This is a genomic window from Streptomyces sp. NPDC001415 (assembly GCF_053597395.1).
The window spans coordinates 110,566-135,081 of sequence record NZ_JBSFIE010000015.1 but is presented as its reverse complement, the minus strand read 5'-3'; the positions used below and the strand labels follow the sequence as shown (position 1 = coordinate 135,081).

Annotated in this window: 17 protein-coding genes; 10 read left to right on the top strand and 7 right to left on the bottom strand. The window is 69.8% G+C overall.

Annotated features, from left to right (window positions below):
• Positions 1-272 precede the first annotated feature (272 nt).
• From ACWC2B_RS21440 to ACWC2B_RS21415, 6 genes are all read left to right on the top strand, one after another.
• Positions 273-1,592, top strand: a complete 1,320-nt coding sequence (locus ACWC2B_RS21440) for an enolase C-terminal domain-like protein (RefSeq protein ID WP_450718819.1) — start codon at positions 273-275, stop codon at positions 1,590-1,592.
• Positions 1,589-2,365, top strand: a complete 777-nt coding sequence (locus ACWC2B_RS21435; RefSeq protein ID WP_450718817.1) for an SDR family NAD(P)-dependent oxidoreductase — start codon at positions 1,589-1,591, stop codon at positions 2,363-2,365. The genes ACWC2B_RS21440 and ACWC2B_RS21435 overlap by 4 nt, the downstream gene beginning before the upstream one ends.
• Before the next feature lie 26 nt (positions 2,366-2,391).
• On the top strand, positions 2,392-3,426 hold the full coding sequence (locus ACWC2B_RS21430) for a sugar ABC transporter substrate-binding protein (RefSeq protein WP_450718815.1): 1,035 nt from the start codon (positions 2,392-2,394) through the stop codon (positions 3,424-3,426).
• A gap of 2 nt (positions 3,427-3,428) precedes the next feature.
• The gene (locus ACWC2B_RS21425) at positions 3,429-4,967 is read left to right on the top strand and encodes a sugar ABC transporter ATP-binding protein (protein ID WP_450718813.1); all 1,539 of its coding nucleotides are present in this window, start codon (positions 3,429-3,431) and stop codon (positions 4,965-4,967) included.
• A gap of 41 nt (positions 4,968-5,008) precedes the next feature.
• Positions 5,009-6,007 (top strand): ABC transporter permease, encoded by a 999-nt coding sequence (locus tag ACWC2B_RS21420; protein WP_450718933.1) that lies wholly within the window; start codon positions 5,009-5,011, stop codon positions 6,005-6,007.
• A gap of 265 nt (positions 6,008-6,272) precedes the next feature.
• On the top strand, positions 6,273-8,189 hold the full coding sequence (locus ACWC2B_RS21415) for a serine/threonine protein kinase (protein WP_450718811.1): 1,917 nt from the start codon (positions 6,273-6,275) through the stop codon (positions 8,187-8,189).
• Positions 8,190-8,248: 59 nt separating this feature from the next.
• On the opposite strand, the gene ACWC2B_RS21410 is transcribed toward ACWC2B_RS21415, so the two are convergent.
• The 5 genes from ACWC2B_RS21410 to ACWC2B_RS21390 form a co-directional block, all read right to left on the bottom strand.
• Positions 8,249-8,920: a FadR/GntR family transcriptional regulator gene (locus ACWC2B_RS21410; RefSeq protein ID WP_450718809.1), complete on the bottom strand. Its 672-nt coding sequence runs from the start codon at positions 8,918-8,920 to the stop codon at positions 8,249-8,251.
• Positions 8,921-9,063: 143 nt separating this feature from the next.
• Positions 9,064-10,674, bottom strand: coding sequence for an FAD-dependent oxidoreductase (locus tag ACWC2B_RS21405; protein WP_450718807.1), 1,611 nt, complete (start codon positions 10,672-10,674; stop codon positions 9,064-9,066).
• 5 nt (positions 10,675-10,679) lie between these two features.
• A complete protein-coding gene (gene glpK, locus ACWC2B_RS21400) occupies positions 10,680-12,206 on the bottom strand; it encodes a glycerol kinase GlpK (RefSeq protein WP_450718805.1) in 1,527 nt (508 codons plus the stop codon).
• Positions 12,207-12,245: 39 nt separating this feature from the next.
• On the bottom strand, positions 12,246-13,022 hold the full coding sequence (locus ACWC2B_RS21395) for an MIP/aquaporin family protein (RefSeq protein WP_450718803.1): 777 nt from the start codon (positions 13,020-13,022) through the stop codon (positions 12,246-12,248).
• 351 nt (positions 13,023-13,373) lie between these two features.
• Positions 13,374-14,138, bottom strand: a complete 765-nt coding sequence (locus ACWC2B_RS21390) for an IclR family transcriptional regulator (protein ID WP_450718801.1) — start codon at positions 14,136-14,138, stop codon at positions 13,374-13,376.
• Between the two features lie 290 nt (positions 14,139-14,428).
• Between ACWC2B_RS21390 and metH the strand changes: the two genes are divergently transcribed.
• From metH to ACWC2B_RS21370, 4 genes are all read left to right on the top strand, one after another.
• Entirely contained in the window at positions 14,429-17,941 is a 3,513-nt protein-coding gene (gene metH, locus ACWC2B_RS21385; RefSeq protein WP_450718799.1) for a methionine synthase, read from the top strand.
• A 129-nt stretch (positions 17,942-18,070) separates the two neighbouring features.
• The gene (locus ACWC2B_RS21380; RefSeq protein ID WP_450718797.1) at positions 18,071-18,772 is read left to right on the top strand and encodes an HAD family hydrolase; all 702 of its coding nucleotides are present in this window, start codon (positions 18,071-18,073) and stop codon (positions 18,770-18,772) included.
• 493 nt (positions 18,773-19,265) lie between these two features.
• Positions 19,266-20,870 (top strand): ABC transporter substrate-binding protein, encoded by a 1,605-nt coding sequence (locus ACWC2B_RS21375; RefSeq protein ID WP_450718795.1) that lies wholly within the window; start codon positions 19,266-19,268, stop codon positions 20,868-20,870.
• 71 nt (positions 20,871-20,941) lie between these two features.
• Positions 20,942-22,534 carry an ABC transporter substrate-binding protein gene (locus tag ACWC2B_RS21370; RefSeq protein ID WP_450718931.1) on the top strand — a complete coding sequence of 531 codons (1,593 nt, stop codon included), beginning with the start codon at positions 20,942-20,944 and terminating at the stop codon, positions 22,532-22,534.
• A gap of 254 nt (positions 22,535-22,788) precedes the next feature.
• On the opposite strand, the gene ACWC2B_RS21365 is transcribed toward ACWC2B_RS21370, so the two are convergent.
• Positions 22,789-23,460, bottom strand: coding sequence for a response regulator (locus ACWC2B_RS21365; RefSeq protein WP_053723497.1), 672 nt, complete (start codon positions 23,458-23,460; stop codon positions 22,789-22,791).
• A gap of 128 nt (positions 23,461-23,588) precedes the next feature.
• A complete protein-coding gene (locus ACWC2B_RS21360) occupies positions 23,589-24,446 on the bottom strand; it encodes a RecB family exonuclease (protein WP_386041200.1) in 858 nt (285 codons plus the stop codon).
• Between the last annotated feature and the right edge of the window lie 70 nt (positions 24,447-24,516).

The following is a 24,516-nucleotide window of genomic DNA, read 5'->3' as shown; positions in this document are numbered from 1 at the left end:
GGGGTGACACGGGAATGAAGGGGCCTCGGGCGGGGCAGCACCGCATTCGGATGGTGATTCATCCGAGCTGTGCGGCGCAAATTCGTGCACGACCCTGGACGCTGGTGCTCGGGCGGGGATATACATCGGATGACCGGAAGAGATCCGATGTCCAGACGGATGTTCCCGTAAAGGTTCCTGCGGACGTTCGTTCAGTGATTCATCGGTTCATTCCGGCGGAGATCCACGGGTAGTGCCACGGGTAGATCCACGTGTTCATCCAGGGGGCGTGCATGAGGCCGAGCGTCACAGGGTTCGAGGTACACGACATCCGCTTTCCCACCTCGGAACAGCTCGACGGCTCGGACGCCATGAACCCCGACCCCGACTACTCGGCCGCCTATGTGGTGCTGCGCACCGACGACGGCCACGAGGGCCACGGCTTCGTCTTCACCATCGGCCGCGGCAACGAGGTGACCGCCGCCGCCATCGAGGCGCTGCGGCCCTACGTCGTCGGCCGCCCGGCACCGGCCACCGCGGCCGACCTTGCGGCCCTGCACCACGACCTCACCCACGACTCCCAACTCCGGTGGCTGGGGCCGGAGAAGGGGGTCATGCACATGGCGGCGGGCGCCGTCGTCAACGCCTCCTGGGACCTGGCGGCGACCACGGCGGGCCTGCCCGTGTGGGAGTTCCTCGCCTCGATGTCGCCCGAGGACCTCGTCTCGCTCGTCGACTTCCGCTACCTCACCGACGTACTGACCCGGGATGAGGCGCTCGCCCTCCTGCGCGCCGCCGAACCCGGCCGCGCCGAACGCGCCCGGCTCCTGCGTGCCGAGGGCTACCCCGCCTACACCACCTCGCCCGGCTGGCTCGGCTACGACGACGACAAGCTGGTCCGCCTCGCCAAGGAGGCCGTCGCCGACGGCTTCGTCCAGATCAAGCTGAAGGTCGGCGCCGACCTCGACGACGACGTCCGCAGGCTCGGCCTGGCCCGCGCGGCCGTCGGCCCCGGCATCCGCATCGCCGTGGACGCCAACCAGCGCTGGGACGTCCCCGAAGCGATCCGCTGGATGGCCGCGCTCGCCCCGTACCAGCCGCACTGGATCGAGGAGCCGACCAGCCCCGACGACATCCTCGGCCACGCCGCCGTGCGGGCCGGGCAGCCGGTGAAGGTCGCCACCGGCGAACACGTCGCCAACCGGGTCGTGTTCAAGCAACTCCTCCAGGCGGGCGCGGTCGACTTCGTGCAGATCGACGCGGCCCGGGTCGCCGGGGTGAACGAGAACCTGGCGATCCTGCTGCTCGCCGCCAAGTACGGCGTGCCCGTCTGCCCGCACGCGGGCGGGGTGGGCCTGTGCGAACTCGTCCAGCATCTCGCCATGTTCGACTTCGTCGCCGTCTCCGGCAGCCGTGAGGACCGGGTCATCGAGTACGTCGACCACCTCCACGAGCACTTCGCCGCGCCCGCCGTCGTCGAGGCCGGCCGCTACCGCGCCCCGACCGCCCCCGGCTTCTCCGCCCGCATGCACCCCGCGACCATCGCCGCCTACCGCTACCCGGACGGCCCGCAGTGGCTGGCCCGCCGCCCGGCCCAGGAGGTCAACTCATGAGCAGCGCAAGGGACTTCGAGGACATGGCTGCCCTTGTCACGGGCGGCGCCTCGGGCATCGGCGCCGCCGTCGCCGAACTCCTCATGGAGCGGGGTGCCCGCGTCGCCGTACTCGACCGGAACATCAAGGGCGCCCCGCCCGGCACCCTCGCCCTGGAGGCCGACGTCACCGACGACGCGGGTGTACGGGACGCGGTCGCCCGGGCCGCCCGGGAACTCGGTGCCCTGCACACCGTCGTCTCCAACGCGGGCATCGGAGCCGTCGGCACCGTCGAGGACAACGACGACGCCGAATGGCGCCGGGTCCTGGACGTCAACGTCCTCGGCATGGTCCGGGTCGCCCGGCACACGCTGCCCCATCTGCGGCGCGCGGCCGGGGAGCGGCCCGGCCGCGCGTCCCTCACCCAGACCTGCTCCATCGCGGCCACCGCCGGGTTGCCGCAGCGCGCCCTGTACAGCGCGGCCAAGGGCGCGGTCCTCTCCCTCACCCTGGCCATGGCCGCCGACCATGTGCGCGAGGGGGTGCGGGTCAACTGCGTCAACCCCGGCACGGCGGACACCCCTTGGGTCGCCCGGCTGCTCGACCGGGCGGACGACCCGGAGGCCGAGCGGGCCGCCCTCCAGGCCCGCCAGCCGATGGGCCGCCTCGTCTCGGCGGCCGAGGTCGCCGCCGCGATCGCCTACCTCGCGAGCCCGGCGGCGGCAGCCGTCACCGGCACGGCGCTCGCGGTCGACGGCGGCATGCAGGGCCTCCGCCTGCGACCGAGTACCTGAGCCGCAACTCCACCAAGGACGGGACCATGAGAGTGCGTACGACAACCGCCGCCTGCACCGCACTTGTCGCCCTCGCGTTGCTCACCGGCTGCAACCGCGAGTCCGGCGGCGGTACGGGCTCGCAGAAGGTCGGCATCGACCTGCCGCGCAGCGACGGCGACTTCTGGAACTCCTACCAGCAGTACATCGAGCAGGGTGTCAAGTCCGGCGAGGTCTCCGCGCTGCCGCTCGCCAACTCCCAGAACGACGTGGGCAAGCTGGTCGCCGACGTCACCGCCTTCACCGACCAGGGAGCCAAGGCCGTGGTCATGGCCCCGCAGGACACCGGCGCGATCGCCTCCACCCTTCAGAGCCTGAGCCAGCGGGGAATCCCGGTGATCAGCGTGGACACCCGCCCGGACAAGGGCGACGTCTACATGGTGGTGCGGGCCGACAACAAGGCGTACGGCGAGAAGGCCTGCAAATACCTGGGGGAGCAGCTCAAGGGGAAGGGTGAAGTCGCCGAATTCCAGGGCGACTTGAGCTCCATCAACGGCCGCGACCGCTCGGAGGCCTTCAAGTCCTGCATGGACAAGGGCTACCCCGGCATCAAGGTCCACGAGCTGGCCACCGACTGGAAGGGCGACGTGGCCTCCGCCAAGCTCCAGTCCACGCTCGCCGCCCATCCGGGCCTGAACGGCATCTACATGCAGGCCGGCGGCGTCTTCCTCCAGCCGACGCTGGCCCTGCTCCAGCAGAAGGGCCTGCTGAAGCCGCCGGGCACCGCGGGCCACATCACCATCGTCTCCAACGACGGCATCCCCGAGGAGTTCGACGCGATCAAGGCCGGAAAGATCGACGCGACCGTTTCCCAGCCCGCCGACCTCTACGCCAAGTACGCGCTGTTCTACGCGAAGGCGGCCCTGGACGGAAAGACGTTCAAGGCGGGCCCGACCGACCACGGCTCCACCATCATCAAGATCCCCAACGGCTACGAGGACCAGCTGCCCGCCCCCCTTGTCACCAAGGCCAACGTCGACGACGCCTCGCTCTGGGCGAACCAGCTGCGGAAGAAGAGCTAGCCATGGCACCCGGACCCGCCCTGCACGCCCACGGCATCGTCAAACGCTTCGGGCCCACACTCGCCCTCGACGGCGTCGGCCTGACCGTGCGCCCCGGCGAATCGCACGCGCTCGTCGGCCGCAACGGCGCCGGAAAGTCCACCCTCGTCGGCGTGGTCACGGGGCTGCACCGGCCGGACGCCGGCACCGTCTCGTTCGGCGGCGCGCCCGCACCGGCCTTCGGCGACCGGGCCGGCTGGCAGTCCAAGGTCGCCTGCGTCTACCAGAAGTCCATGGTCGTACCGGACCTGACCGTCGCCGAGAACCTCTTCCTGAACCGCTTCGAGGGCGAACGCATCCGCTGGAGCCGACTGCGCCGCCGCGCCGCGGACCTCCTCGCGGAGTACGGAGTGAACGTCGACCCGGACGCCCGCGCAGGTCAACTCCCCGTGGAACAGAGGCAGTTCGTCGAGATCGCCCGCGCCCTGTCGTTCGGCGCCCGACTGATCGTCCTGGACGAGCCGACCGCGCAGCTCGACGCCCGCGGCATCCAGCGCCTGTTCACCAAGCTCCGCGAACTCCAGTCGCAGGGCGTCGCGTTCCTGTTCATCTCGCACCACCTCCAGGAGGTGTACGACCTGTGCACCGCGGTCACCGTCTACCGCGACGCCCGCCAGGTCCTCACGGCCGCCGTCGCCGACCTGCCCAAGGACGAACTGGTCGCGGCGATGACGGGCGAGCGGCCGGGCGCGGCCGGCCCCTCCTGGCGTGCGGCCGCCGGTCCCGCAAGGGCTTCGGAGCCGGTCCTGCGCACCGAAGGGCTCGCGCTCGACGGGGAGTTCGAGGCGCTCGATCTCGCGGTGCGCCCAGGCGAGGTGCTCGGCGTCGCCGGAGCCGCGGCCAGCGGGAACACGGCTCTCGGCGAGACGCTGGCCGGGATGCGCCGGGCCACCGCCGGCCGGGTCACCGTGCACGGCCGGGTGGTGAAACCGGGCAGCGTGCCGCACGCCCTGGACGCGGGCATCGGCTACATCCCGGAGGACCGGCACCGCCAGGGCCTGGTCCCGAACCGCTCGGTCGCCGAGAACGCGACGCTCACCGTCACCGATCAGCTGGGGCCCTGGGGGACCGTACTCCCTTCCAGGACAAGGGAGTTCGCGCGCTCGATGATCGGCTCGCTCGACATCCGGACGCAGGGCCCCGAACAGCCCGTGTCGGGCCTGTCGGGCGGCAACCAGCAGAAAGTCGTGGTGGCCCGCGCGCTGGCCCGCGGACCGGTGGCCCTCGTCGCGGTACGACCCACGGCGGGCGTGGACGTGAAGTCCAAGGACGCGCTCCTCGGTGTGGTGCGGCAGGTGGCCGACGACGGCAGCGCGGCGGTGATCATCTCCGACGAACTCGACGACCTCAGGGTGTGCGACCGGGTGCTCGCGCTGTTCCACGGGCGGGTCGTCGCGGAGTACGACAGCGGGTGGACCGACGGCGAGTTGGTCGCGGCGATGGAAGGTGTACAGGGCATGGACGGCACGGCGGACGCGGACGGTACGGGGGAGCGGCCATGACCGATACGGCGACCGATACGGCGACCGGGGCGCCGGCCGGAATGCGGGACACCAGCGCCCTGGGGCGCCTCGCCCACATCCGCTGGAGCGACTTCTCCCTCGTGCCCGTGATCCTCGTCCTGATGGTCATCGGCTTCATCGTCTCGCCGGTGTTCCTCACCTCGGACAACCTGATCAGCGTCATCCAGCAGTCCTCCGAACTGAGCCTGCTGGTGCTCGGCCAGGCCCTGATCCTGATCTGCGGCCGCATGGACCTGTCCCTGGAGTCGACGATCGGCATCGCGCCGGTCATCGCCATGTGGCTGGTCCTGCCGTCCTCGGCCGCGGCCGGCCGCTTCTCGGGCGTCGGCCTGCTGCCCGGCTGGACGGCGATCCCGGTGTGCCTCCTGGTCGGGCTCGCGATCGGGGCGTTCAACGGCTTCCTGATGCTGAAGCTCAACGTCAACGGGTTCATCGCGACGCTCGGGATGCTGACGATGCTGCGGGGCCTGCACGTCGGCATCACCGGCGGTCGCTCCATCATCGACATGCCGCCCTCCTTCCGCTACCTCGGCATGACGGACTGGCTCGGCGTACCCGCCGCGGTCTGGATCTGCCTCGCGCTCTTCGCGATCGGCGGGGCGGCGCTGGCGTGGCTGCGGCACGGGCGGGCGCTGTACGCGATCGGGGGGAACCCGGAGGCGGCGCGGGCGGCGGGCATCCGGGTGGACCGGGTGACGTGGATCGTGCTGGGGATCGGCGGCCTGCTCGCCGCGTTCGCGGGGATTCTGTACACGGGGCACTACGGTTCGGTCGCGGCGAACCAGGGGAACGGGTGGATCTTCCAGGTGTTCGCGGCGGCGGTGATCGGCGGCATCAGCCTGAAGGGCGGGCGGGGCACGCTCTTCGGTGCGCTGACCGGGGTTCTGACCCTTCAACTGGTCGTGAACGTGATGACGTTGGGCGGGGTTCCGGCGCTCTGGAACCAGTTCCTGAACGGGGCGATCATCATCGTGGCGCTGGTGATCAGCCGCTTCGCAAGCGGCGAAAAACAGGATTAGGCTCCCCTCTCACCCTCCTGGGGCTCCGCCCCAGACCCCGTTCGCGCTGGAAGGGCGCTCGTCCTCAAACTCCCCCAAGGCCTCAAGGGCCAGGGGGGACCCCATGACGGGCTGGGAAGTGCACCCTGCCAGGATCGACGCCGCTACGGCCGCGGGGAACTGCGCGAGCGGTCGGGATGGGGGTGGGGCGGGAAGTTGGATACCCTCTCGCGGTTGGCTTCGGGGCATCGGCGGGCCGAACTGCCGTGACAGGGGACGAATTTTCATGAGCGCACCTTCCACCGACCTTTTCCAGCCCCTGGGGCCCGACGACCCGGCCACGGTGGGCGGTTACCGTCTGACGGCCGTGCTGGGCGCGGGCGGCATGGGCAAGGTGTACCTCACCTACACCCCGGGCGGGCGGCCGATCGCGCTCAAGGTGATCAGGCCCGAGTTCAGCGAGGACCCCGAGTTCCGGCGGCGCTTCCAGCAGGAGGTGAAGGCGGCGCAACGGGTGCAGGGCCTCTACACCGCGCCCGTCATCGACTTCGACACCGAGGGCACCCAGCCCTGGCTGGCCACGGCCTACGTACCCGGCCCCTCCCTCGCGCACGCGGTGGCCCGGCACGGGCGGCTGCCGCTGCGCAGCGTGCTGCTCCTTGCCGTCGGAGTCGCCGAGGCGCTGCACGTCATCCACGGCGCGGGCATCGTCCACCGTGACCTGAAGCCCGCGAACGTACTCCTCGCCGCAGACGGTCCCCGCGTGATCGACTTCGGCATCGCCCGCGCGGCGGACGCCACTTCCCTGACCGGGCACGGCGTCAGCGTCGGCACGCCCGCGTTCATGGCGCCCGAGCAGGCCTCCGCCGGCACGGTCACCCCCGGCACCGACATCTTCGCCCTCGGCCAGATCCTGGCGTACGCGGCCATCGGGGCGCCCGCGTACGGTGAGGGGTCCTCGCACGCCGTGCTGTACCGCATCGTGCACGAGGAACCCGACCTCAGCGCGCTGCCGGAGGAACTGCGGCCCCTGGTGACGCGGTGCCTCAGCCGCGACCCGGCGGACCGGCCCACCCTGACCGAGGTCATCCAGCTGTGCCACGACCTCTCGCCCGCCCCGCTCCGCCAGGGTGAGGACTGGCTGCCCCAGGAGGTCGCCGGTTCCATCACGGAGCGTCTCCGGCTGCCCGAACCGGCGAAGACCCCGCCGCCGCGGCCCGCCGTGGCCCCGACGCCGACCGAAGTCTCCCCACAGCCTCCGACGCAGGGCGCGTCCCCGTACGCCCCGACCGGTCTCGGCGTAGCCGCCGCGCCGACGCAGAGCGCCCCCGCCGCGCCGACGCACGCACCGAACGGTCCCGCCGCCCCCGCCGCCCCGGGCGCGGTGCCGTCCGGCCATCCCGGCTATCAGACGCCGCCGCCCGGGTACCAGACCCAGCCGGGTTACCAGACGCCGCCGCCCGGGTACCAGACCCAGCCGGGTTACCAGACGCCGCCGCCCGGGTACGGGCCCGGCTACCCCGCCCCGGCGCCCTCCCGCCACCCCGGCTACCCGCCCGCCGCGCCGAAGCGCAAGCGGACAGGGCTGATCGTCGCCGGGTCCGTCGTTGCGGCGGTGATCGGCATCGTGGTCATCGTTTCCCTGCTGCCGAACGGCTCCGGCGACAAGGGCAAGAGCAGCTCACGTGCCACGGGTGGAAGCAGAGCCGGGGGTGCGAGCAAGGCCGCCGGCAGCGGAACCCAGAGCGGCGGATCCAGCGGTAAGAACCAGAAGCCCGCCGATCCCACCCCGGTCTCGTACCAGGGCATCAACCTGACCGCCAATTACCAGCTCATGCTGGCCGACAACCCGCCGCGCCCCGGCACCGGCGGCAGCGCCGGCGTGTCGTACAACCACGGCGACCTGTACTTCTACATGGACACCCTCTTCGGGGACACGAAGGTCGGGACCGACAACGGCAAGCTGGTCGTCCTGAACAACTCGGAGAAGGGTTCGCTGGAGACCTGCCGCGCCGAAACCCGTTACACCGAGAAGATCGGCCTCGACCAGCTCACGGACGGGTCGGAGATCTGCGTGCTCAGCGACGCGGGCCACATCGCGGTGGCGACGTACCGCGGCAAGTCCGGTACGAACGACCCGAGCAAGTACATCACCCTCGACCTCAAGGTCTGGCGCAACGCCGAGGAGCCGAGGAAGCACTGACACACACGCCGGGTGCCCGGGTTCCCGGGGGCACTGCCCCCGGGAACCCGCCTCCCGGGCTACAGCGTTGACCTGAGCCACTGCTCCACGCTGGCGATGTGCACCGTCGCCCAGGACCGCGCCGCCTCCGCGTCCCGGTCCCGCAGCGCCGCGAGGATGGCCCGGTGCTCGTGCAGGGTGCGGCTCACCGCGTCCTCCTGAGTCAGGCCCCGCCAGATGCGGGCCCGGGTCGTCGGGCCGGACAGCCCGTCGAGGAGCGAGCACAGCACCGAATTCCCCGACCCCGCCACGATGCCCCGGTGGAATTCGAGGTCGGACGCCACCAGTTCCTCCACGGAGGGCGAGTCCCCCAGGGCGTCCAACTGGGCCGAAAGCGCGTCGAGTTCGGCATCGCTGATCCGCGCCACCGCCATCGCCGTCGCGGCCGGCTCCAGAATGCGCCGTACCGCGAGGAACTCCAGGACCGTGTCGTCGCGGTGGAAATCGACGACGAAGCTCATCGCCTCAAGCAGCAACTGCGGGTCCAGGCTGGTGACATAGGTGCCGTCGCCTTGGCGGACGTCCAGGATGCGGATCAGGGACAGCGCCCGCACCGCCTCGCGCAGGGAGTTGCGGGACAGGCCCAGCTCCGCCGCCAGTTCGCTCTCCTTGGGGAGCCGGTCGCCCGGGCGCAGCGCACCGGAGACGATCATTTCCTTGATCTTCTCGATGGCCTCGTCGGTGACAGCCATGGGCGACCTCCATACATCCGATGTATCGGCCCCCATTATGCGCGTTCCGCACTCGCCGCGATCCCCCGGAGGGCCCGAACCGCATGCCGAAGGGGCGACCCCCGGAGAGGGGGCCGCCCCTTGAGCATGCGGCTGACGAGTCGTCAGTTCTTCTTCTGCAGCAGGTTGTCGACCTTGTCGCGGATCTCGTCCGTGGCCAGACCCCGAATCGTCAGGGTCGTACGGCGGCGCAGCACGTCGTCCGCCGTCTCGGCCCACTCGTGGTCGCGGGCGTACACGACCTGCGCCCAGATCTCCGGCGCGTCCGGGTGGATGCGCTCGGCGAGGGTCGCGTCGTCGTTGGCCAGGCGCGCGATGTCGAAGGACAGCGAACCGTAGTGCGTGGCCAGGTGCTTGGCGGTGTCGGCCGCCATGCGCGGGCCGGGCGCCGGGCCGTCCACCATCAGGCGGTGGGCGACGGCGCGCGGGTTGGCTATGCCGGGCAGAGGCATCTTGCCGGGGAGCTGCGAGATGGGCTCGAAGTCGTCGCCGAGCGGGTGGCCCGGCAGCTGCTCCAGCTTCTTCATCACCGTACGGCCGATGTGGCGGAACGTCGTCCACTTGCCGCCGGCCACCGACAGCATGCCGCCGCGGCCCTCGGTGACGACCGTCTCGCGCTTGGCCTTGGAGGTGTCGCCCGGACCGCCGGGCAGCACCCGCAGACCGGCGAAGGAGTACGTGATCAGGTCGCGCGACAGCTGCTGGTCGCGGATCGAGAACGCGGCCTCGTCGAGGATCTGCGCGGTGTCCGCCTCGGTGACGCGGACGTCCGCCGGGTCGCCCTCGAACTCCTCGTCGGTGGTGCCGAGCAGGAGCATGTCCTCCCAGGGGAGGGCGAAGGTGATGCGGTACTTGTCGATGGGGGTCGCGAGCGCGGCCTTCCAGGGGGCGGTGCGCTTGAGGACCAGGTGCGCGCCCTTCGAAAGACGTATGGAGGGAGCCGAGTTCGGGTCCTCCATCTTGCGCAGGTGGTCGACCCAGGGGCCGGTCGCGTTCAGGACGAGGCGGGCGTCGACGCCGAACTCCTCACCGTCCATGCGGTCCTTGAGGTCGGCGCCCGTGACCCGGCCCCGGGTGAAGCGCAGGCCGGTGACCTCGGCGTGGTTGAGGACGACCGCGCCGGCCTCGACGGCAGCGCGGACCGTCATCAGCGCCATGCGGGCGTCGTTCATCTGGTCGTCGCCGTACACGGCCACGGCCTTCAGGTTGTCCGTACGCAGCTCCGGCACGTCCGCCGCGGCCTTCGCGGGGGAGAGCAGGTGGCCGACGCCGTCGCCGAAGGCGGACAGGGCCGAGTAGGCGAAGACGCCGGCACCCAGCTTGGCGGCGCCGTGCGGGCCGCCCTTGTACACGGGCAGGTAGAACGTGAGCGGGTTGGCGAGGTGCGGGGCCACCTGACGGGACACCGCACGCCGCTCGAAGTGGTTCTCCGCGACCAGCTTCACCGCGCCGGTCTGCAGGTAGCGCAGACCGCCGTGGAGCAGCTTGGAGGAGGCGGAGGAGGTGGCGCCGGCGAAGTCACCGGCGTCCACCAGGGCCACCCGCAGACCGGACTGCGCGGCGTGCCAGGCGGTGGAGATGCCCAGGATGCCGCCGCCGATGACCAGGAGGTCGTACGTCGCCTTGGACAGTTGCTCCCGAGTCTCGGCGCGGCTCGGGTGGGAGCCGGAGGCCGGGTGCGTCCCGAGGGCAGGGACGCTCTGCAGGGTGGTCATGTCGATTACTCCTCGTCCTCGATCCAGCCCATGGTCCGCTCTACGGCCTTGAGCCAGTTCTTGTACTCGCTGTCACGCTTGTCGGCGTCCATGCGAGGGGTCCATTCCGCCGCCCGGCGCCAGTTGGCGCGCAGCGCGTCGGTGTCCGGCCAGAAGCCGACGGCCAGACCGGCGGCGTAGGCGGCGCCGAGGCAGGTCGTCTCGGCGACCATCGGACGCACGACCGGCGCGTCCAGGAAGTCCGAGAGGGTCTGCATCAGCAGGTTGTTGGAGGTCATGCCGCCGTCGACCTTCAGCGCGGTCAGCTCGACGCCCGAGTCCTTCGTCATGGCGTCGGTGATCTCGCGGGTCTGCCAGGCGGTGGCCTCAAGGACGGCGCGCGCGATGTGCGCCTTGGTGACGTACCGGGTGAGGCCGGCGATCACACCACGGGCGTCGGAGCGCCAGTACGGGGCGAACAGGCCGGAGAAGGCCGGCACGAAGTAGGCGCCGCCGTTGTCCTCGACACTCGACGCGAGCGTCTCGATCTCGGCCGCGGTCTTGATCATGCCCATCTGGTCGCGCATCCACTGGACGAGCGAGCCGGTGACGGCGATGGAGCCTTCGAGGGCGTAGACCGGCTTCTGGTCGCCGATCTGGTAACCGACCGTCGTCAGCAGGCCGTTGTAGGAGTTGACGGGCTTGTCACCGGTGTTCATCAGCATGAAGGTGCCGGTGCCGTAAGTGGACTTGGCCTCGCCCTCGGAGAAGCAGGTCTGGCCGAACAGGGCCGCCTGCTGGTCGCCGAGCGCGGAGGCGACGGGGATGCCGTCCAGGACGCCGCCCTTGGCGTGTCCGTACACCTCGGCGGAGGAGCGGATCTCGGGCAGCACGGCCGCCGGGATGTCGATGGACGAGAGGATCTTCTCGTCCCACGCCATGTCGTGCAGGTTCATGAGCAGCGTGCGCGAGGCGTTGGTGACGTCCGTGACGTGCACACCGCCGTCGGTGCCACCGGTCAGGTTCCAGATGACCCAGGAGTCCATGGTGCCGAAGAGGATGTCGCCGCGCTCGGCGCGCTCGCGCAGGCCCTCGACGTTGTCGAGCAGCCAGCGGACCTTCGGACCGGCGAAGTACGACGCGAGCGGCAGGCCGGTCTCGCGGCGGAAGCGGTCCTGGCCGACGTTGCGGCCGAGCTCCTTGCAGAGCGCGTCGGTACGGGTGTCCTGCCAGACCAGCGCGTTGTGCACGGGCTCGCCGGTGTTCTTGTCCCACATCAGCGTGGTCTCACGCTGGTTGGTGATGCCGATCGCCTTGACGTCGGCGGCGGTGATGCCCGCCTTCTCGATCGCGCCGGCCACGACTTCCTGGACGTTGGTCCAGATCTCGGCGGCGTCGTGCTCGACCCAGCCCGGCTTCGGGAAGATCTGCTCGTGCTCCTTCTGGTCGACCGAGACGATCCGGCCGTCCTTGTCGAAGACGATGCAGCGGCTGGAGGTGGTGCCCTGGTCGATGGCCGCGATGAACGGGCCGGTGCTGTGCGTGTCGCTCATGGGGTGCTCCCGGTAGGTCCGAAGGGGTCGCGTCGTGTCTCAGGCGAAGGCGATGTTGTAGATGCCACCGGCGATCGCGCCGCCGATCAGCGGGCCGACGACCGGGATCCAGGCGTAGCTCCAGTCCGAACCGCCCTTGTTGGGCAGCGGCAGCAGGGAGTGCACGATGCGCGGGCCGAGGTCGCGGACCGGGTTGATGGCGTAGCCGGTCGGACCGCCGAGCGAGAGACCGATGCCGACCACGACGAGTGCGGTGATCAGGACACCGATGACGCCGAGCCCCTTGCCGTCGCCGTTGAGGCCCTGCGTCAGGATCGCGAGGACCAGAATGATGGTGGCGATGACCTCCGTGACCACGTTCTGGACCACGTTGCGGATCTCCGGGCCGGTCGAGAAGACGCCGAGCACCGGCCCCGCCTCGTGCTCGCGGGCCTCGATCGCCTTGCCGTCGCCCACGATCTCGGGGTCGGTGAGGTGCGCGTGGAACTGGCCGTAGTAGGCGAGCCACACGAGGACCGCGCCGAGCATGGCGCCGAGGATCTGTCCGCCGAGGTACACGGGGACGTCGCTCCACTTGGTGCCGCCCTCGATCGCGAGACCCAGGGTCACCGCGGGGTTGAGGTGGGCGCCCGAGAGCGGGGCCGAGATGTAGGCGGCGGTCAGCACGGCGAAGCCCCACCCGAAGGTGATCGCGAGCCAGCCGGCGTTCCGCGCCTTCGAGCGCTTCAACGTGACGGCGGCGCACACGCCACCGCCCAGCAGGGTGAGAACGGCGGTACCAATGATCTCGCCGGTGAAGATGTCGTGGCTGGACACCCGCGACTCCTTTGTCCTTCGTCCAGGGGGAAATCCCAACAAGCGGAGCACCGGGTCCCTCCGGTGATCCGCGCCCTCAATGGCTGAGGGCTGTCCGGCCCATGGCGTTGTCACACTCTAACTCGTATTGCCGGTAGGTGTTCGACAATGCCGACCGCTGAACGGCAGTTTTGCCCCCGGGTTAACGGGACGTCAATACTTCTGTGACTGGAATCCCTGATCGTTACCAGGTGGTGCGAACCACCAAACATGGACCCGGTTCAGGGATCAAGATCATGTAGTGGTATGGCGCGAGCTGCTCCGGCCCGGTTCTGACCTGCGAAGGGGCTCCGGAGCGCCCGGCGCCGCGCCCTAGAAGCGGCCGGCGCCCAGGTCCCGCGAGACCGCGCGGGCGCAGTCGCGTACGGCGGCCACCAGCTCGGGCCGCACCTCGCCGTCCTTGCAGACCCGCTCCACGGCGCCCGTGACGCCCACCGCGCCGACCGGCATCCGGCGCCGGTCGTGGATCGGGGCCGCCACCGAGGCGACGCCCTCCCAGGTCTCCTCGATGTCCGAGCCCCAGCCGCGCGCACGGGTCACGTCGAGCAGCCCCTCGAAGTTCTCGGGCGCGGTGACCGTGTGGGGCGTGAACGCCTCGTGCATGTTGTCCACGGCCTCGGTGTGGGCCACCGGGTCGTACGCGGAGAGCACCTTGCCCAGGGCCGTGGAGTGCAGCGGCTGCATGGCGCCCACTTCGAGCACCTGGCGGCTGTCGTCGGGCCGGAAGACGTGGTGCATGATCAGCACGCCCTGCTGGTGGAGCACCCCCACGTACACGCTCTCGCCGCTGGACCGCGCCAGGTCGTCCGTCCATACCAGGGCGCGCGCCCGCAGCTCGTGGACGTCCAGGTAGCTGTTGCCCAGGCGGAGCAGCTCGGCGCCCAGCTGGTAGCGGCCCGAGGCCGGGTCCTGCTCCACGAAGCCCTCGGCCTGCAGGGTGCGCAGGATGCCGTGTGCGGTGCCCTTGGCAAGGCCCAGTGCGGAGGCCACCTCGGACAGGCCGAGCCGCCGCTCGCCCCCGGCGAGCAGTCGCAGCATGGCGGCCGCCCGTTCGAGCGACTGGATGTTGCGCGCCATCGCGCTCCCTCCCTTTCGGGCACTGCTGAACCGGCTGTCGCCGCTGAAGCGGCCGGCTCTGAAATCGACTGGTTCGACAATGCTGAACAGTATCGGCCGTTGCCGACCTCGTGTCACGGTGAGTGCTGCCCCTCCCCACACTTCAGGACACCGCCGTCCGGCCCCGCCCTCGCCGTCCGCCCCCTGATACACCCGCGCGCCGCCCGGGGGCGCCCGGTTAGGCTGGCCGCGTGCGCCCTCCCTCCGGAAGGCGCAAAGCCGACAGCCGTCGCACTCCAGGGAGCACATCCATGGCCTTGTTGCCGACCCCTTCCGCTGACAGCCGGACCCGTATCGACGCCCTTCGTGAGGCACTGGCCTCCCGGGTGGTGGTGGCCGACGGTGCGATGGGCACCATGCTGCAGGCGCAGGATCCCACCCTGGAGGACTTCCAGGACCTAGAGGGCTGCAACGAGGTCCTGAACGTGACCCGGCCCGACATCGTGCGCTCGGTCCACGAGGCGTACTTCTCGGTCGGCGTGGACTGCGTCGAGACCAACACGTTCGGCGCCAACCACACCGCGATGAGCGAGTACGACATCCCGGAGCGGGTGCACGAGCTGTCGCAGGCCGGCGCCCGCATCGCCCGCGAGGTCGCCGACGAATTCACCGCCTCGACCGGACAGCAGCGCTGGGTGCTCGGCTCGATCGGCCCCGGTACGAAGCTGCCGACGCTCGGCCACATCGGCTACCCCACGCTGCGCGACGGCTTCCAGGCGAACGCCGAGGGCCTGATCGCGGGCGGCGCGGACGCGCTGATCGTGGAGACCACCCAGGACCTGCTCCAGACCAAGTCCGCGATCCTGGGTGCCCGCCGGGCGATGGAGGCGACCGGGGCGGACCTGCCGCTCCTGGTCTCCCTCGCCTTCGAGACGACCGGCACGATGCTCCTCGGCTCCGAGATCGGCGCCGCGCTGACCGCCCTTGAGCCGCTCGGCGTCGACATGATCGGTCTGAACTGCTCGACCGGCCCCGCCGAGATGAGCGAGCACCTGCGCTACCTCACCCGGCACTCCCGCATTCCGCTGCTCTGCATGCCCAACGCCGGCCTGCCCGTCCTCACCCGGGACGGCGCGCACTTCCCGCTCGGCCCCGAGGGTCTGGCCGACGCGCAGGAGAACTTCGTCCGCGACTACGGCCTGTCCCTGGTGGGCGGCTGCTGCGGTACGACACCGGAGCACCTGCGCCAGGTCGTCGACCGGGTCCGCGGGACCGCCCCGGGCGAGCGTCACCCGCGCCCGGAGCCGGGCGCCGCCTCCCTCTACCAGACGGTGCCGTTCCGCCAGGACACCTCCTACCTGGCGATCGGTGAGCGGACGAACGCGAACGGGTCGAAGAAGTTCCGTGAGGCCATGCTGGAGGGCCGCTGGGACGACTGTGTGGAGATGGCCCGCGACCAGATCCGCGAGGGCGCCCACATGCTCGACCTCTGCGTCGACTACGTGGGCCGCGACGGCGTGGCCGACATGGCCGAGCTGGCCGGGCGTTTCGCGACCGCCTCCACCCTCCCCATCGTTCTGGACTCGACGGAACTCCCGGTCCTGCAGGCCGGGTTGGAGAAGCTCGGCGGCCGCGCGGTCATCAACTCGGTCAACTACGAGGACGGCGACGGGCCCGAGTCCCGGTTCGCGAAGGTCACCGCTCTGGCGGTCGAGCACGGGGCGGCGCTGATCGCGCTGACCATCGACGAGGAGGGCCAGGCCCGCACCGTCGAGACGAAGGTCGCCATCGCCGAGCGGCTCATCGCCGATCTGACCGGCAACTGGGGGGTGCACGAGTCGGACATCCTCATCGACGCGCTGACCTTCACGATCTGCACCGGCCAGGAAGAATCGCGCGGCGACGGCATCGCCACCATCGAGGCGATCCGCGAGCTCAAGCGCCGCCACCCGGACGTGCAGACCACGCTGGGCCTGTCCAACATCTCCTTCGGCCTGAACCCGGCCGCCCGCGTCGTCCTCAACTCCGTCTTCCTGGACGAGTGCGTGAAGGCCGGGCTCGATTCGGCGATCGTGCACGCCTCGAAGATCCTGCCGATCGCCCGGCTGGAGGAGGAGCAGGTCAAGGTCGCCCTCGACCTGATCTACGACCGCCGCGCCGAGGGCTACGACCCCCTCCAGAAGCTCATGGAGCTGTTCGAGGGCGCCACGATGAAGTCGATGAAGGCGGGCAAGGCCGAGGAACTCCTCGCCCTGCCGCTGGACGAGCGCCTCCAGCGCCGCATCATCGACGGCGAGAAGAACGGCCTGGAAGCCGACCTCGACGAGGCGCTCCAGACCACGCCCGCCCTCGACATCGTCAACAACACCCTGCTCGAAGGCATGAAGGTGGTCGGCGAGCTGTTCGGCTCCGGCCAGATGCAGCTGCCGTTCGTGCTCCAGTCCGCCGAGGTCATGAAGAGCGCGGTCGCCCACCTGGAGCCGCACATGGAGAAGTCGGACGCGGAGGGCAAGGGCACCATCGTGCTGGCCACCGTGCGCGGTGACGTCCACGACATCGGCAAGAACCTCGTCGACATCATCCTGTCCAACAACGGCTACAACGTCGTCAACCTCGGCATCAAGCAGCCGGTCTCCGCGATCCTGGAAGCCGCCCAGGAACACCGCGCCGACGTCATCGGCATGTCCGGCCTCCTGGTCAAATCCACCGTGATCATGAAGGAGAACCTGGAGGAGCTCAACCAGCGCAAGCTGGCCGCCGAGTACCCGGTCATCCTCGGCGGCGCGGCCCTGACCCGGGCCTATGTCGAGCAGGACCTGCACGAGATCTACGAGGGCGAGGTCCGCTACGCCCGCGACGCCTTCGAGGGCCTGCGCCTCATGGACGCCCTGATCGGCGTCAAGCGCGGCGTGCCCGGCGCCGTCCTCCCGGAACTCAAGCAGCGCCGGGTGCCGAAGAGGGACACGGCCGCCGTCCTGGAGGTGGAGGAGCCGCAGGGCTCGGTGCGCTCCGACGTGGCCACCGACAACCCCATCCCCACCCCGCCGTTCTGGGGCACCCGCGTCATCAAGGGCATCCCGCTCAAGGAATACGCCTCCTGGCTCGACGAAGGCGCGCTGTTCAAGGGCCAGTGGGGCCTGAAGGAGGCCCGCAAGGGCGGACCGACGTACGAGGAGCTGGTGGAGACCGAGGGCCGCCCGCACCTGCGCGGCTGGCTCGACAAGCTGCACACCGAGGGCCTGCTCGAAGCGGCCGTCGTCCACGGCTACTTCCCGTGCGTGTCCAAGGGCGACGACCTGATCCTGCTGAACGACGACGGCTCCGAGCGCACCCGGTTCACCTTCCCGCGCCAGCGCCGAGGACGGCGGCTGTGCCTGGCGGACTTCTTCCGCCCGGAGGACTCCGGCGAGGTCGACGTCGTCGGCCTCCAGGTCGTCACCGTCGGCTCGAAGATCGGCGAGGAGACGGCCAAGCTCTTCGAGGCCAACGCCTACCGCGACTACCTCGAACTGCACGGCCTGTCCGTCCAGTTGGCCGAGGCCCTCGCCGAGTACTGGCACGCCCGGGTCCGTTCCGAGCTGGGCTTCGCCGGTGAGGACCCCTCCGACGTCGAGGACATGTTCGCGCTGAAGTACCGCGGCGCGCGCTTCTCGCTCGGCTACGGGGCCTGCCCCGACCTGGAGGACCGGGCGAAGATCGCCGAGCTGCTCGAACCGGAGCGGATCGGCGTGCACCTCTCCGAGGAGTTCCAGCTCCACCCCGAGCAGTCCACCGACGCCATCGTCATCCACCACCCCGAAGCCAAGTACTTCAACGCCCGATGACAGGGCGCCGGAGATAATTCAGCGCGCGTTCAGCGGGCCGGACGTACACTGGTCGGCCCAGTCAAGGCCGGTCGCTTTTCCCAGCTGGGGAAGGCGACCGGCCTTCTCGTCCCTCCAGGAGGTGTGCCGATGACCAGTACGGTCCCCGCAGCCATGACTCGTACAGCCGAAGGTGCAGCCCTCCAGGCCGTCTTTCTCGACATGGACGGCACCCTCGTCGACACCGAGGGCTTCTGGTGGGACGCCGAGCGCGACGCCTTCGCGGCCCTCGGGCACGTCCTGGACGAGTCGTGGCGGGACGTGGTGGTGGGCGGCCCGATGACGCGCAGCGCGGGCTTCCTCATCGAGGCCACCGGCGCCGACATCACCCTGGCCGAGCTGACCGTACTGCTCAACGAACGCTTCGAGGCACGGATCGCCCGAGGGGTGCCGCTGATGCCGGGCGCCGCCCGGCTGCTGAGCGAGCTCGCCGCCCACAACATTCCGACGGCCCTCGTCTCCGCCTCGCACCGCCGCATCATCGACAAGATCGTGCACTCGCTCGGCCCGTCCAACTTCGCCCTGACCGTGGCGGGCGACGAAGTGGCCCGTACCAAGCCGCACCCCGACCCCTACCTGATCGCCGCCGGCGGACTCGGCGCCGACCCGGCCAGGTGCGCGGTCGTGGAGGACACCGCGACCGGTGTGGCCGCGGCCGAGGCGGCCGGCTGCCGGGTGGTCGCGGTGCCGTCCATCGCCCCGATCGCGGCCGCCTCGGGCCGGGTCGTGGTCGGCTCCCTCGAAGAGGTCGACCTGGCATTTCTGCGCACCCTGATCACCAGGATGAACTGAAGAGCCTGTCACAGAGCGTGCGCCGCTGAATGCAGCGGAAACTCATCGCAGCCGCGCGTTCATTTTCCGTGACGCCCACCGTGACGAATTCGCACCCTGTCAAAGGGACCCGAGTGGTGACGTTCGTCACCTGACAGGGGGTCGACAGGAGCCCGATCCGGGCACTCCGGGCCCCCTGGACGCACCCTTGTGTCCCGTTTGATGATCCGGTGTACGAATCATTCCGCCACCCCGATATCGGTGCGCCAGTATTGCGGCGGACCGATTGATTCCCCGTGCACCAGAGCCAGTTCCAGCTTTTCGCGCGGCGCGCACTAATCTCGTCCGAGAACTTCGCCGCACCCTCATCTGCCCCGCCGCACACCAAGCGACCGGGACCGCAGGTCCGATCGCACAAACCCGGCCCGATCGCCCCGCCCCGAACGGGCGGACGCGGCGGAGTGTCCCGTACACCGCTGTACCCCAAAGTGCCGGACAAGGGAGATCGTCCAGGATGAACCGCAAGACTTTGGTGCTGCCGGCCCTGGTGGGCCTGCTCGCCCCCGTGCTCGCCGCGTGTGGCGGATCGGAGAGCGGGGGAGACGGCGGCAAGACCATCGTCGTGGGCACCACGGACCAGTTCGTGGCAACCAAGGACGCCCCTGCCCCCTTCGATCCGGCGCATGCCTATGAGACCGGCATCTGGAACGTGATGCGCCAGACCACGCAGTCGCTGGTCCACGTTCCGCGCGGCGGCGGCCTGCCGGTCCCCGACGCGGCCTCCTCCTGCAACTTCACCGACAAGGAGAACGAGAGCTACCGCTGCACCCTGCGCAGCGGCCTCGAATTCGCGGACGGCACCAAGGTGACCGCCGACGACGTGAAGTACTCCATCCAGCGCGTGCTCGACATCAAGGACGACAACGGTCCCTCCGGTCTCCTCGACAACATCGACACCATGGAGACCAAGGGCGACGCCGAGATCGTCTTCCACCTCAAGACGCCGGACGCCACCTTCCCGTACAAGCTCGCGACGCCCGCCGCGGGAATCGTGCAGAAGGACAAGTACGGTCCGAAGAAGCTCCGCGACGGCTTCGAGATGGACGGCTCCGGGCCGTACAAGATGAAGGCCGAGGTCAAGGACGGCGAGCAGGCGGTGAAGTTCACCTTCACCAAGAACTCGAACTACAAGGGCGACGTCAAGCTCGCCAACGACAAGGTCGAGCTGCGCTCCTTCCCGACCGCCGAAGCCATGGGCACCGCGCTCGCCAAGGGCGAGATCGACATGATGACCCGCGCGATGACGCCGGGGCAGATCCAGCAGATGCAGGTCAGCCCCAGCAAGGACATCAACCTGGTCGAGATGCCCGGCCTGGAGATCCGCTACCTCGGCTTCAACACCGAGGACCCGTCGGTGAAGAACAAGGCCGTGCGCCAGGCGCTGGCCCAGGCCATCGACCGCAGCCAGCTCGTGAGCAAGGTGTACGGAGCGACCGCCGAGCCGCTGTACTCGCTGATCCCGACCTCGATCGCCGGGCACACGAACTCGTTCTTCAACAAGTACGGCGAGGGCAGCAAGGCCAAGGCCCAGGCCATCCTGAAGAACGCCAACATCCAGACGCCCGTCAAGCTCACCCTCAACTACACCAAGGACCACTACGGTTCGATCACCGAGGACGAGTTCAAGAATCTGTCCTCGCAGCTGAACGCGACTGGGCTTTTCAGCACTACGATCCAGGGAACCGAGTGGTCGAAGTTCCGTCCGGCGCAGAAGAAGGGTGAGTACGCGGTCTACGGCCTCGGCTGGTTCCCCGACTTCCCCGACCCGGACAACTTCGTCGCCCCGTTCTTCGGCAAGGACAACTTCCTCAACACCCCGTACGTCAGCAACGACATCCGCAACACGCTGATCCCGGCGTCGCGAGTGGCCGCCGACCGCAACCAGGCGGCCAAGCCGTTCGAGTCGATCCAGGACATCGTCGCGGGTGATGTCCCGGTCATCCCGCTGTGGCAGGGCAAGCAGTACGTCGCTGCCCGCAGCGACATCACCGGCACCGAATGGGCCATCAACTCCTCGTCCGACCTGCAGCTGTGGGAACTGGCGCGAGGCAAGAAGTAACGCACGACCCGGCCGCGATCTCTCCGTGCCGGCCAGTAATTTCCGTAAGCAGGACTGTGAGGCACGTGCACGTGAAGATCCGGAACCGATGGCTGACAACCCCGCTCGCAGCGGGTGTGGCGGCCGGGCTCCTGAGCGGCTGCGGTACCCAGCAGGGCGGCGACGCCGCATCCGGCGACGGCGGTTCGGTGGTGATGGGGATGTCCGACGACATCCTGGCCACCGACCCCGCCTCCGGCTACGACCCAGGTTCGTGGCTGCTGTTCAACAACGTCTTCCAGTCGCTGCTCAGCTTCCCCAAGGGCAGCTCGACGCCGCAGCCGGAAGCCGCCCAGTCGTGCAGCTTCGACAGAGGCGGCTCCACGGTCTACCGCTGCACCCTGCGTCCCGGCCTCACCTTCAGCAACGGTGACAAGCTGACCTCCGAGGACGTCAAGTACTCCTTCGCGCGCGTCCTGAAGATCAACGACCCCAACGGCCCGGCGCCGATGCTCGCCACCCTGGGCAAGGTCGAGACCCCGGACGAGAAAACGGTCGTCTTCCACCTCAAGGTCCCGGACGCCACCTTCCCCAGCAAGATCGCCTCCGGCGCCGGCTCGATCGTCGACCACAAGGAATACCCGGCCGACAAGCTCCGCACCGACGGCAAGGCGGTCGGCTCCGGCGTCTACAAGCTGAACTCCTTCGGCGAGGACAAGGCCGCCTTCTCGGTCAACTCCTCCTACACGGGCACGGTCAAGGCCAAGAACTCCGGCATGACGCTGAAGCTCTTCCACGGCGACCAGAAGGCCCTGGCCGCCGCCCTGAACAAGGGCGACGTCGACCTCGTCTACCGAGGCCTCACCGCCAAGGACACCGCGGCCCTTCAGGCTTCGCCGACGGCGGACAAGAAGGGCATCGACGTCATAGAGGGCACCAGCGCCGAGGTCCAGGACCTGGTCTTCAACATGCAGGACCCGGTCCTCGGCAAGGTCGGGGTGCGCAAGGCGATCGCCTACCTCGTCGACCGCGAGGCCCTGGTGCGCAACGTCTACTCCTCCACCGCGACCCCGCTGTACTCGGTCATACCGAGCGGCATCACGGCCCACAACACCGCGCTCTTCGACCTGTACGGCGGCAGCCCCCAGCCGGCCAAGGCGAAGGCGGCCCTGCACTCGGCGGGCATCACCGGCAAGGTGAAGCTGACCCTGTGGTCCACGCCGAGCCGCTACGGCCCGTCCACCGACGACGCGTTGAAGGCGATAGCCGGCCAGCTCAACGCGAGCGGCCTGTTCGACGCCGACGTGAAGTCCGTGGAGTTCAAGCAGTACGAGAAGGACATCCAGGCAGGGAAGTACGGCGTCTACGTGAAGGGCTGGGTCCCCGACTACCCGGACCCGGACAACTTCACCCTTCCGTTCTTCGGCAAGGGCAACGTGCTGGCCAACAACTACGCCAACAAGCAGATCACCGACGAGATCCTCCCGGCGACCGCGGGCACTGCCGACCGCGCGGCCACGGAGGGCGACTTCGCCAAGCTCCAGGACATCGTCGCCGACGAACTCCCCGTCCTCCCGCTGTGGCAGGGCAAGCAGTACGCGGTGGCCCGGACCGGCATCACGGGCCTGGAGTGGACCCTGGACGCGTCAACGGTGTTCCGCTTCTGGGAGATCAAGAAGGGCTAGGGAACCCCCCCGGGGGGCCGCGGGGCCGCGCAATCGCGCGGCCCCGCCAGCGGTACTGGGTGCTTGTAGGGGCGCGAGACCGTGACATTTCGCGGCTCCGCCACGATGGGGGTCCCCCCTGTTCGAGCGAAGCCGAGAACTTGGGGGCGCGACCAGCCACGCACGGCCCGCAGTCGAAGGAGATCGGCCCCTCCGGCGTTTGAGGAGCGGGGGTCCGGGGGCAGAGCCCCCGGTACCTCAGGGAGCCACCCTGCCTACTGGGCCCCGGGCCGCACAAGCCCACTCTCGTACGCGTAGACCGCCGCCTGCACCCGGTCCCGAAGCCCCAGCTTCGTCAGCACATGCCCCACATGCGTCTTCACCGTCGTCTCGCTGACGAACAGATCCGCCGCGATCTCCGCGTTGGACAGCCCCCGGGCAACGAGCTTCAGCACCTCGACCTCGCGGTCGGTCAGCGTGTGCAGCGTGTCCGGCACCGGCTCCTCGCCGGACGGCAGGTGATCGGCGTACTTGTCGAGCAGCCGCCGCGTGATCGACGGCGCCAGCATCGCCTCGCCGGCCGCCACCACCCGGATCGCCTGCACCAGCTCGTTGGCGGGCGCGTCCTTCAGAAGGAAGCCGCTGGCTCCCGCCTTGAGCGCCTCCACCACGTACTCATCCAGGTCGAAGGTGGTCAGGACGAGCACCTTCGCAGGGCCGTCCTTGCCGGGCCCGCTGATCTGCCGGGTCGCCTCGACGCCATCCATCCGCGGCATCCGGATGTCCATGAGGACCACATCGGGCTGCAGCGCCCGGACCTGATCGAGGGCCTGCAGACCGTCACCGGCCTCGCCGACCACCGCGATGTCCTGCTCGGCCTCCAGGATCATCCGGAAGCCGGTGCGCAGCAGCGGCTGGTCGTCGACCAGTAGGACGCGGATCGCCACGGGTACTCCTCATCAGGATTGCTGGACCGGGCCCATTCTGCCCTGCTCACGGGTGGTGGGTGCGGCCGGGCGAGGACCTGGGCGGCAGGCGTCCCGGGAAGCCCCGGGCCACGGACCGCCGCTCGAACTCAGCCTGCCGACTCCGGCGCCGGGGTGATGGACAGCGGATATACCGGGGGAGTCCCACCGAATTCAGGACAGACCGCCTGATGGTCGCACCAGCCGCACAGCTTCGTGGGACGGGGCCGCCAGTCGCCCGTCTCGGTGGCGAGCCGGATCGCCTCCCACAGCGCGAGCAGCTTCCGCTCCACCTGCACGAGGTCCGCCTCGACCGGGTCGTACGTGAGCACATCGCCGCTGCCCAGGTACACCAGCTGAAGCCTGCGCGGCACGACCTGCTTCAGCCGCCACACCACCAGGGCGTAGAACTTCATCTGGAAGAGCGCGCCCTCCGCGTACTCCGGCCGCGGGGCCTTGCCCGTCTTGTAGTCGACGATCCGCACCTCGCCGGTGGGCGCCACGTCGACCCGGTCGATGACCCCGCGAAGCCGCAGCCCCGAATCCAGCTCGGTCTCGACGAAGAACTCCCGCTCCACCGGCTCCAGACGCGTCGGATCCTCCAGCGAGAACCACCGCTCCACCAGACGCTCGGCCTCGCCCAGCCACTTGGCGAGCCGCTCGCCCTCGGCGTCCTCGGCGAACAGCTCGGTCAGCTCCGGCTTCGACTCCAGGAGCCGGTCCCACTGCCCCGGGATCATCGACTTGGCGCGCGGCGCCGTGCGCTCGGCCGCCGGATCGTCGAAGAGCCGCTCAAGGACGGCATGCACCAGCGTGCCGCGCGTGGCCGCCTCACTCGGCTTCTCGGGCAGTCTGTCGATCACCCGGAATCGGTACAGCAAGGGGCACTGCATGAAGTCGTTCGCCCGCGACGGCGACAGCGACGTTGGCTGCTGTGCGGCCGCGGCCCCACCGGTGCTCGTACTCATGACACAGACCCTACGACCCGCCACTGACAGCGAGCGGAATACCATCGACGGCAGGCGCCCTCACCCTGCA

Bases quoted from the DNA above. Each gene is read 5' to 3' on its own strand.
- glpK (WP_450718805.1), bottom strand. From the start codon at position 12,206: ATGAGCGACACGCACAGCACCGGCCCGTTCATCGCGGCCATCGACCAG.
- metH (WP_450718799.1), top strand. From the start codon at position 14,429: ATGGCCTTGTTGCCGACCCCTTCCGCTGACAGCCGGACCCGTATCGAC.
- ACWC2B_RS21375 (WP_450718795.1), top strand. From the start codon at position 19,266: ATGAACCGCAAGACTTTGGTGCTGCCGGCCCTGGTGGGCCTGCTCGCC.
- ACWC2B_RS21420 (WP_450718933.1), top strand. From the start codon at position 5,009: ATGCGGGACACCAGCGCCCTGGGGCGCCTCGCCCACATCCGCTGGAGC.
- ACWC2B_RS21390 (WP_450718801.1), bottom strand. From the start codon at position 14,138: ATGGCGCGCAACATCCAGTCGCTCGAACGGGCGGCCGCCATGCTGCGA.
- ACWC2B_RS21425 (WP_450718813.1), top strand. From the start codon at position 3,429: ATGGCACCCGGACCCGCCCTGCACGCCCACGGCATCGTCAAACGCTTC.
- ACWC2B_RS21380 (WP_450718797.1), top strand. From the start codon at position 18,071: ATGACCAGTACGGTCCCCGCAGCCATGACTCGTACAGCCGAAGGTGCA.
- ACWC2B_RS21410 (WP_450718809.1), bottom strand. From the start codon at position 8,920: ATGGCTGTCACCGACGAGGCCATCGAGAAGATCAAGGAAATGATCGTC.
- ACWC2B_RS21440 (WP_450718819.1), top strand. From the start codon at position 273: ATGAGGCCGAGCGTCACAGGGTTCGAGGTACACGACATCCGCTTTCCC.
- ACWC2B_RS21435 (WP_450718817.1), top strand. From the start codon at position 1,589: ATGAGCAGCGCAAGGGACTTCGAGGACATGGCTGCCCTTGTCACGGGC.
- ACWC2B_RS21405 (WP_450718807.1), bottom strand. From the start codon at position 10,674: ATGACCACCCTGCAGAGCGTCCCTGCCCTCGGGACGCACCCGGCCTCC.
- ACWC2B_RS21415 (WP_450718811.1), top strand. From the start codon at position 6,273: ATGAGCGCACCTTCCACCGACCTTTTCCAGCCCCTGGGGCCCGACGAC.
- ACWC2B_RS21430 (WP_450718815.1), top strand. From the start codon at position 2,392: ATGAGAGTGCGTACGACAACCGCCGCCTGCACCGCACTTGTCGCCCTC.
- ACWC2B_RS21360 (WP_386041200.1), bottom strand. From the start codon at position 24,446: ATGAGTACGAGCACCGGTGGGGCCGCGGCCGCACAGCAGCCAACGTCG.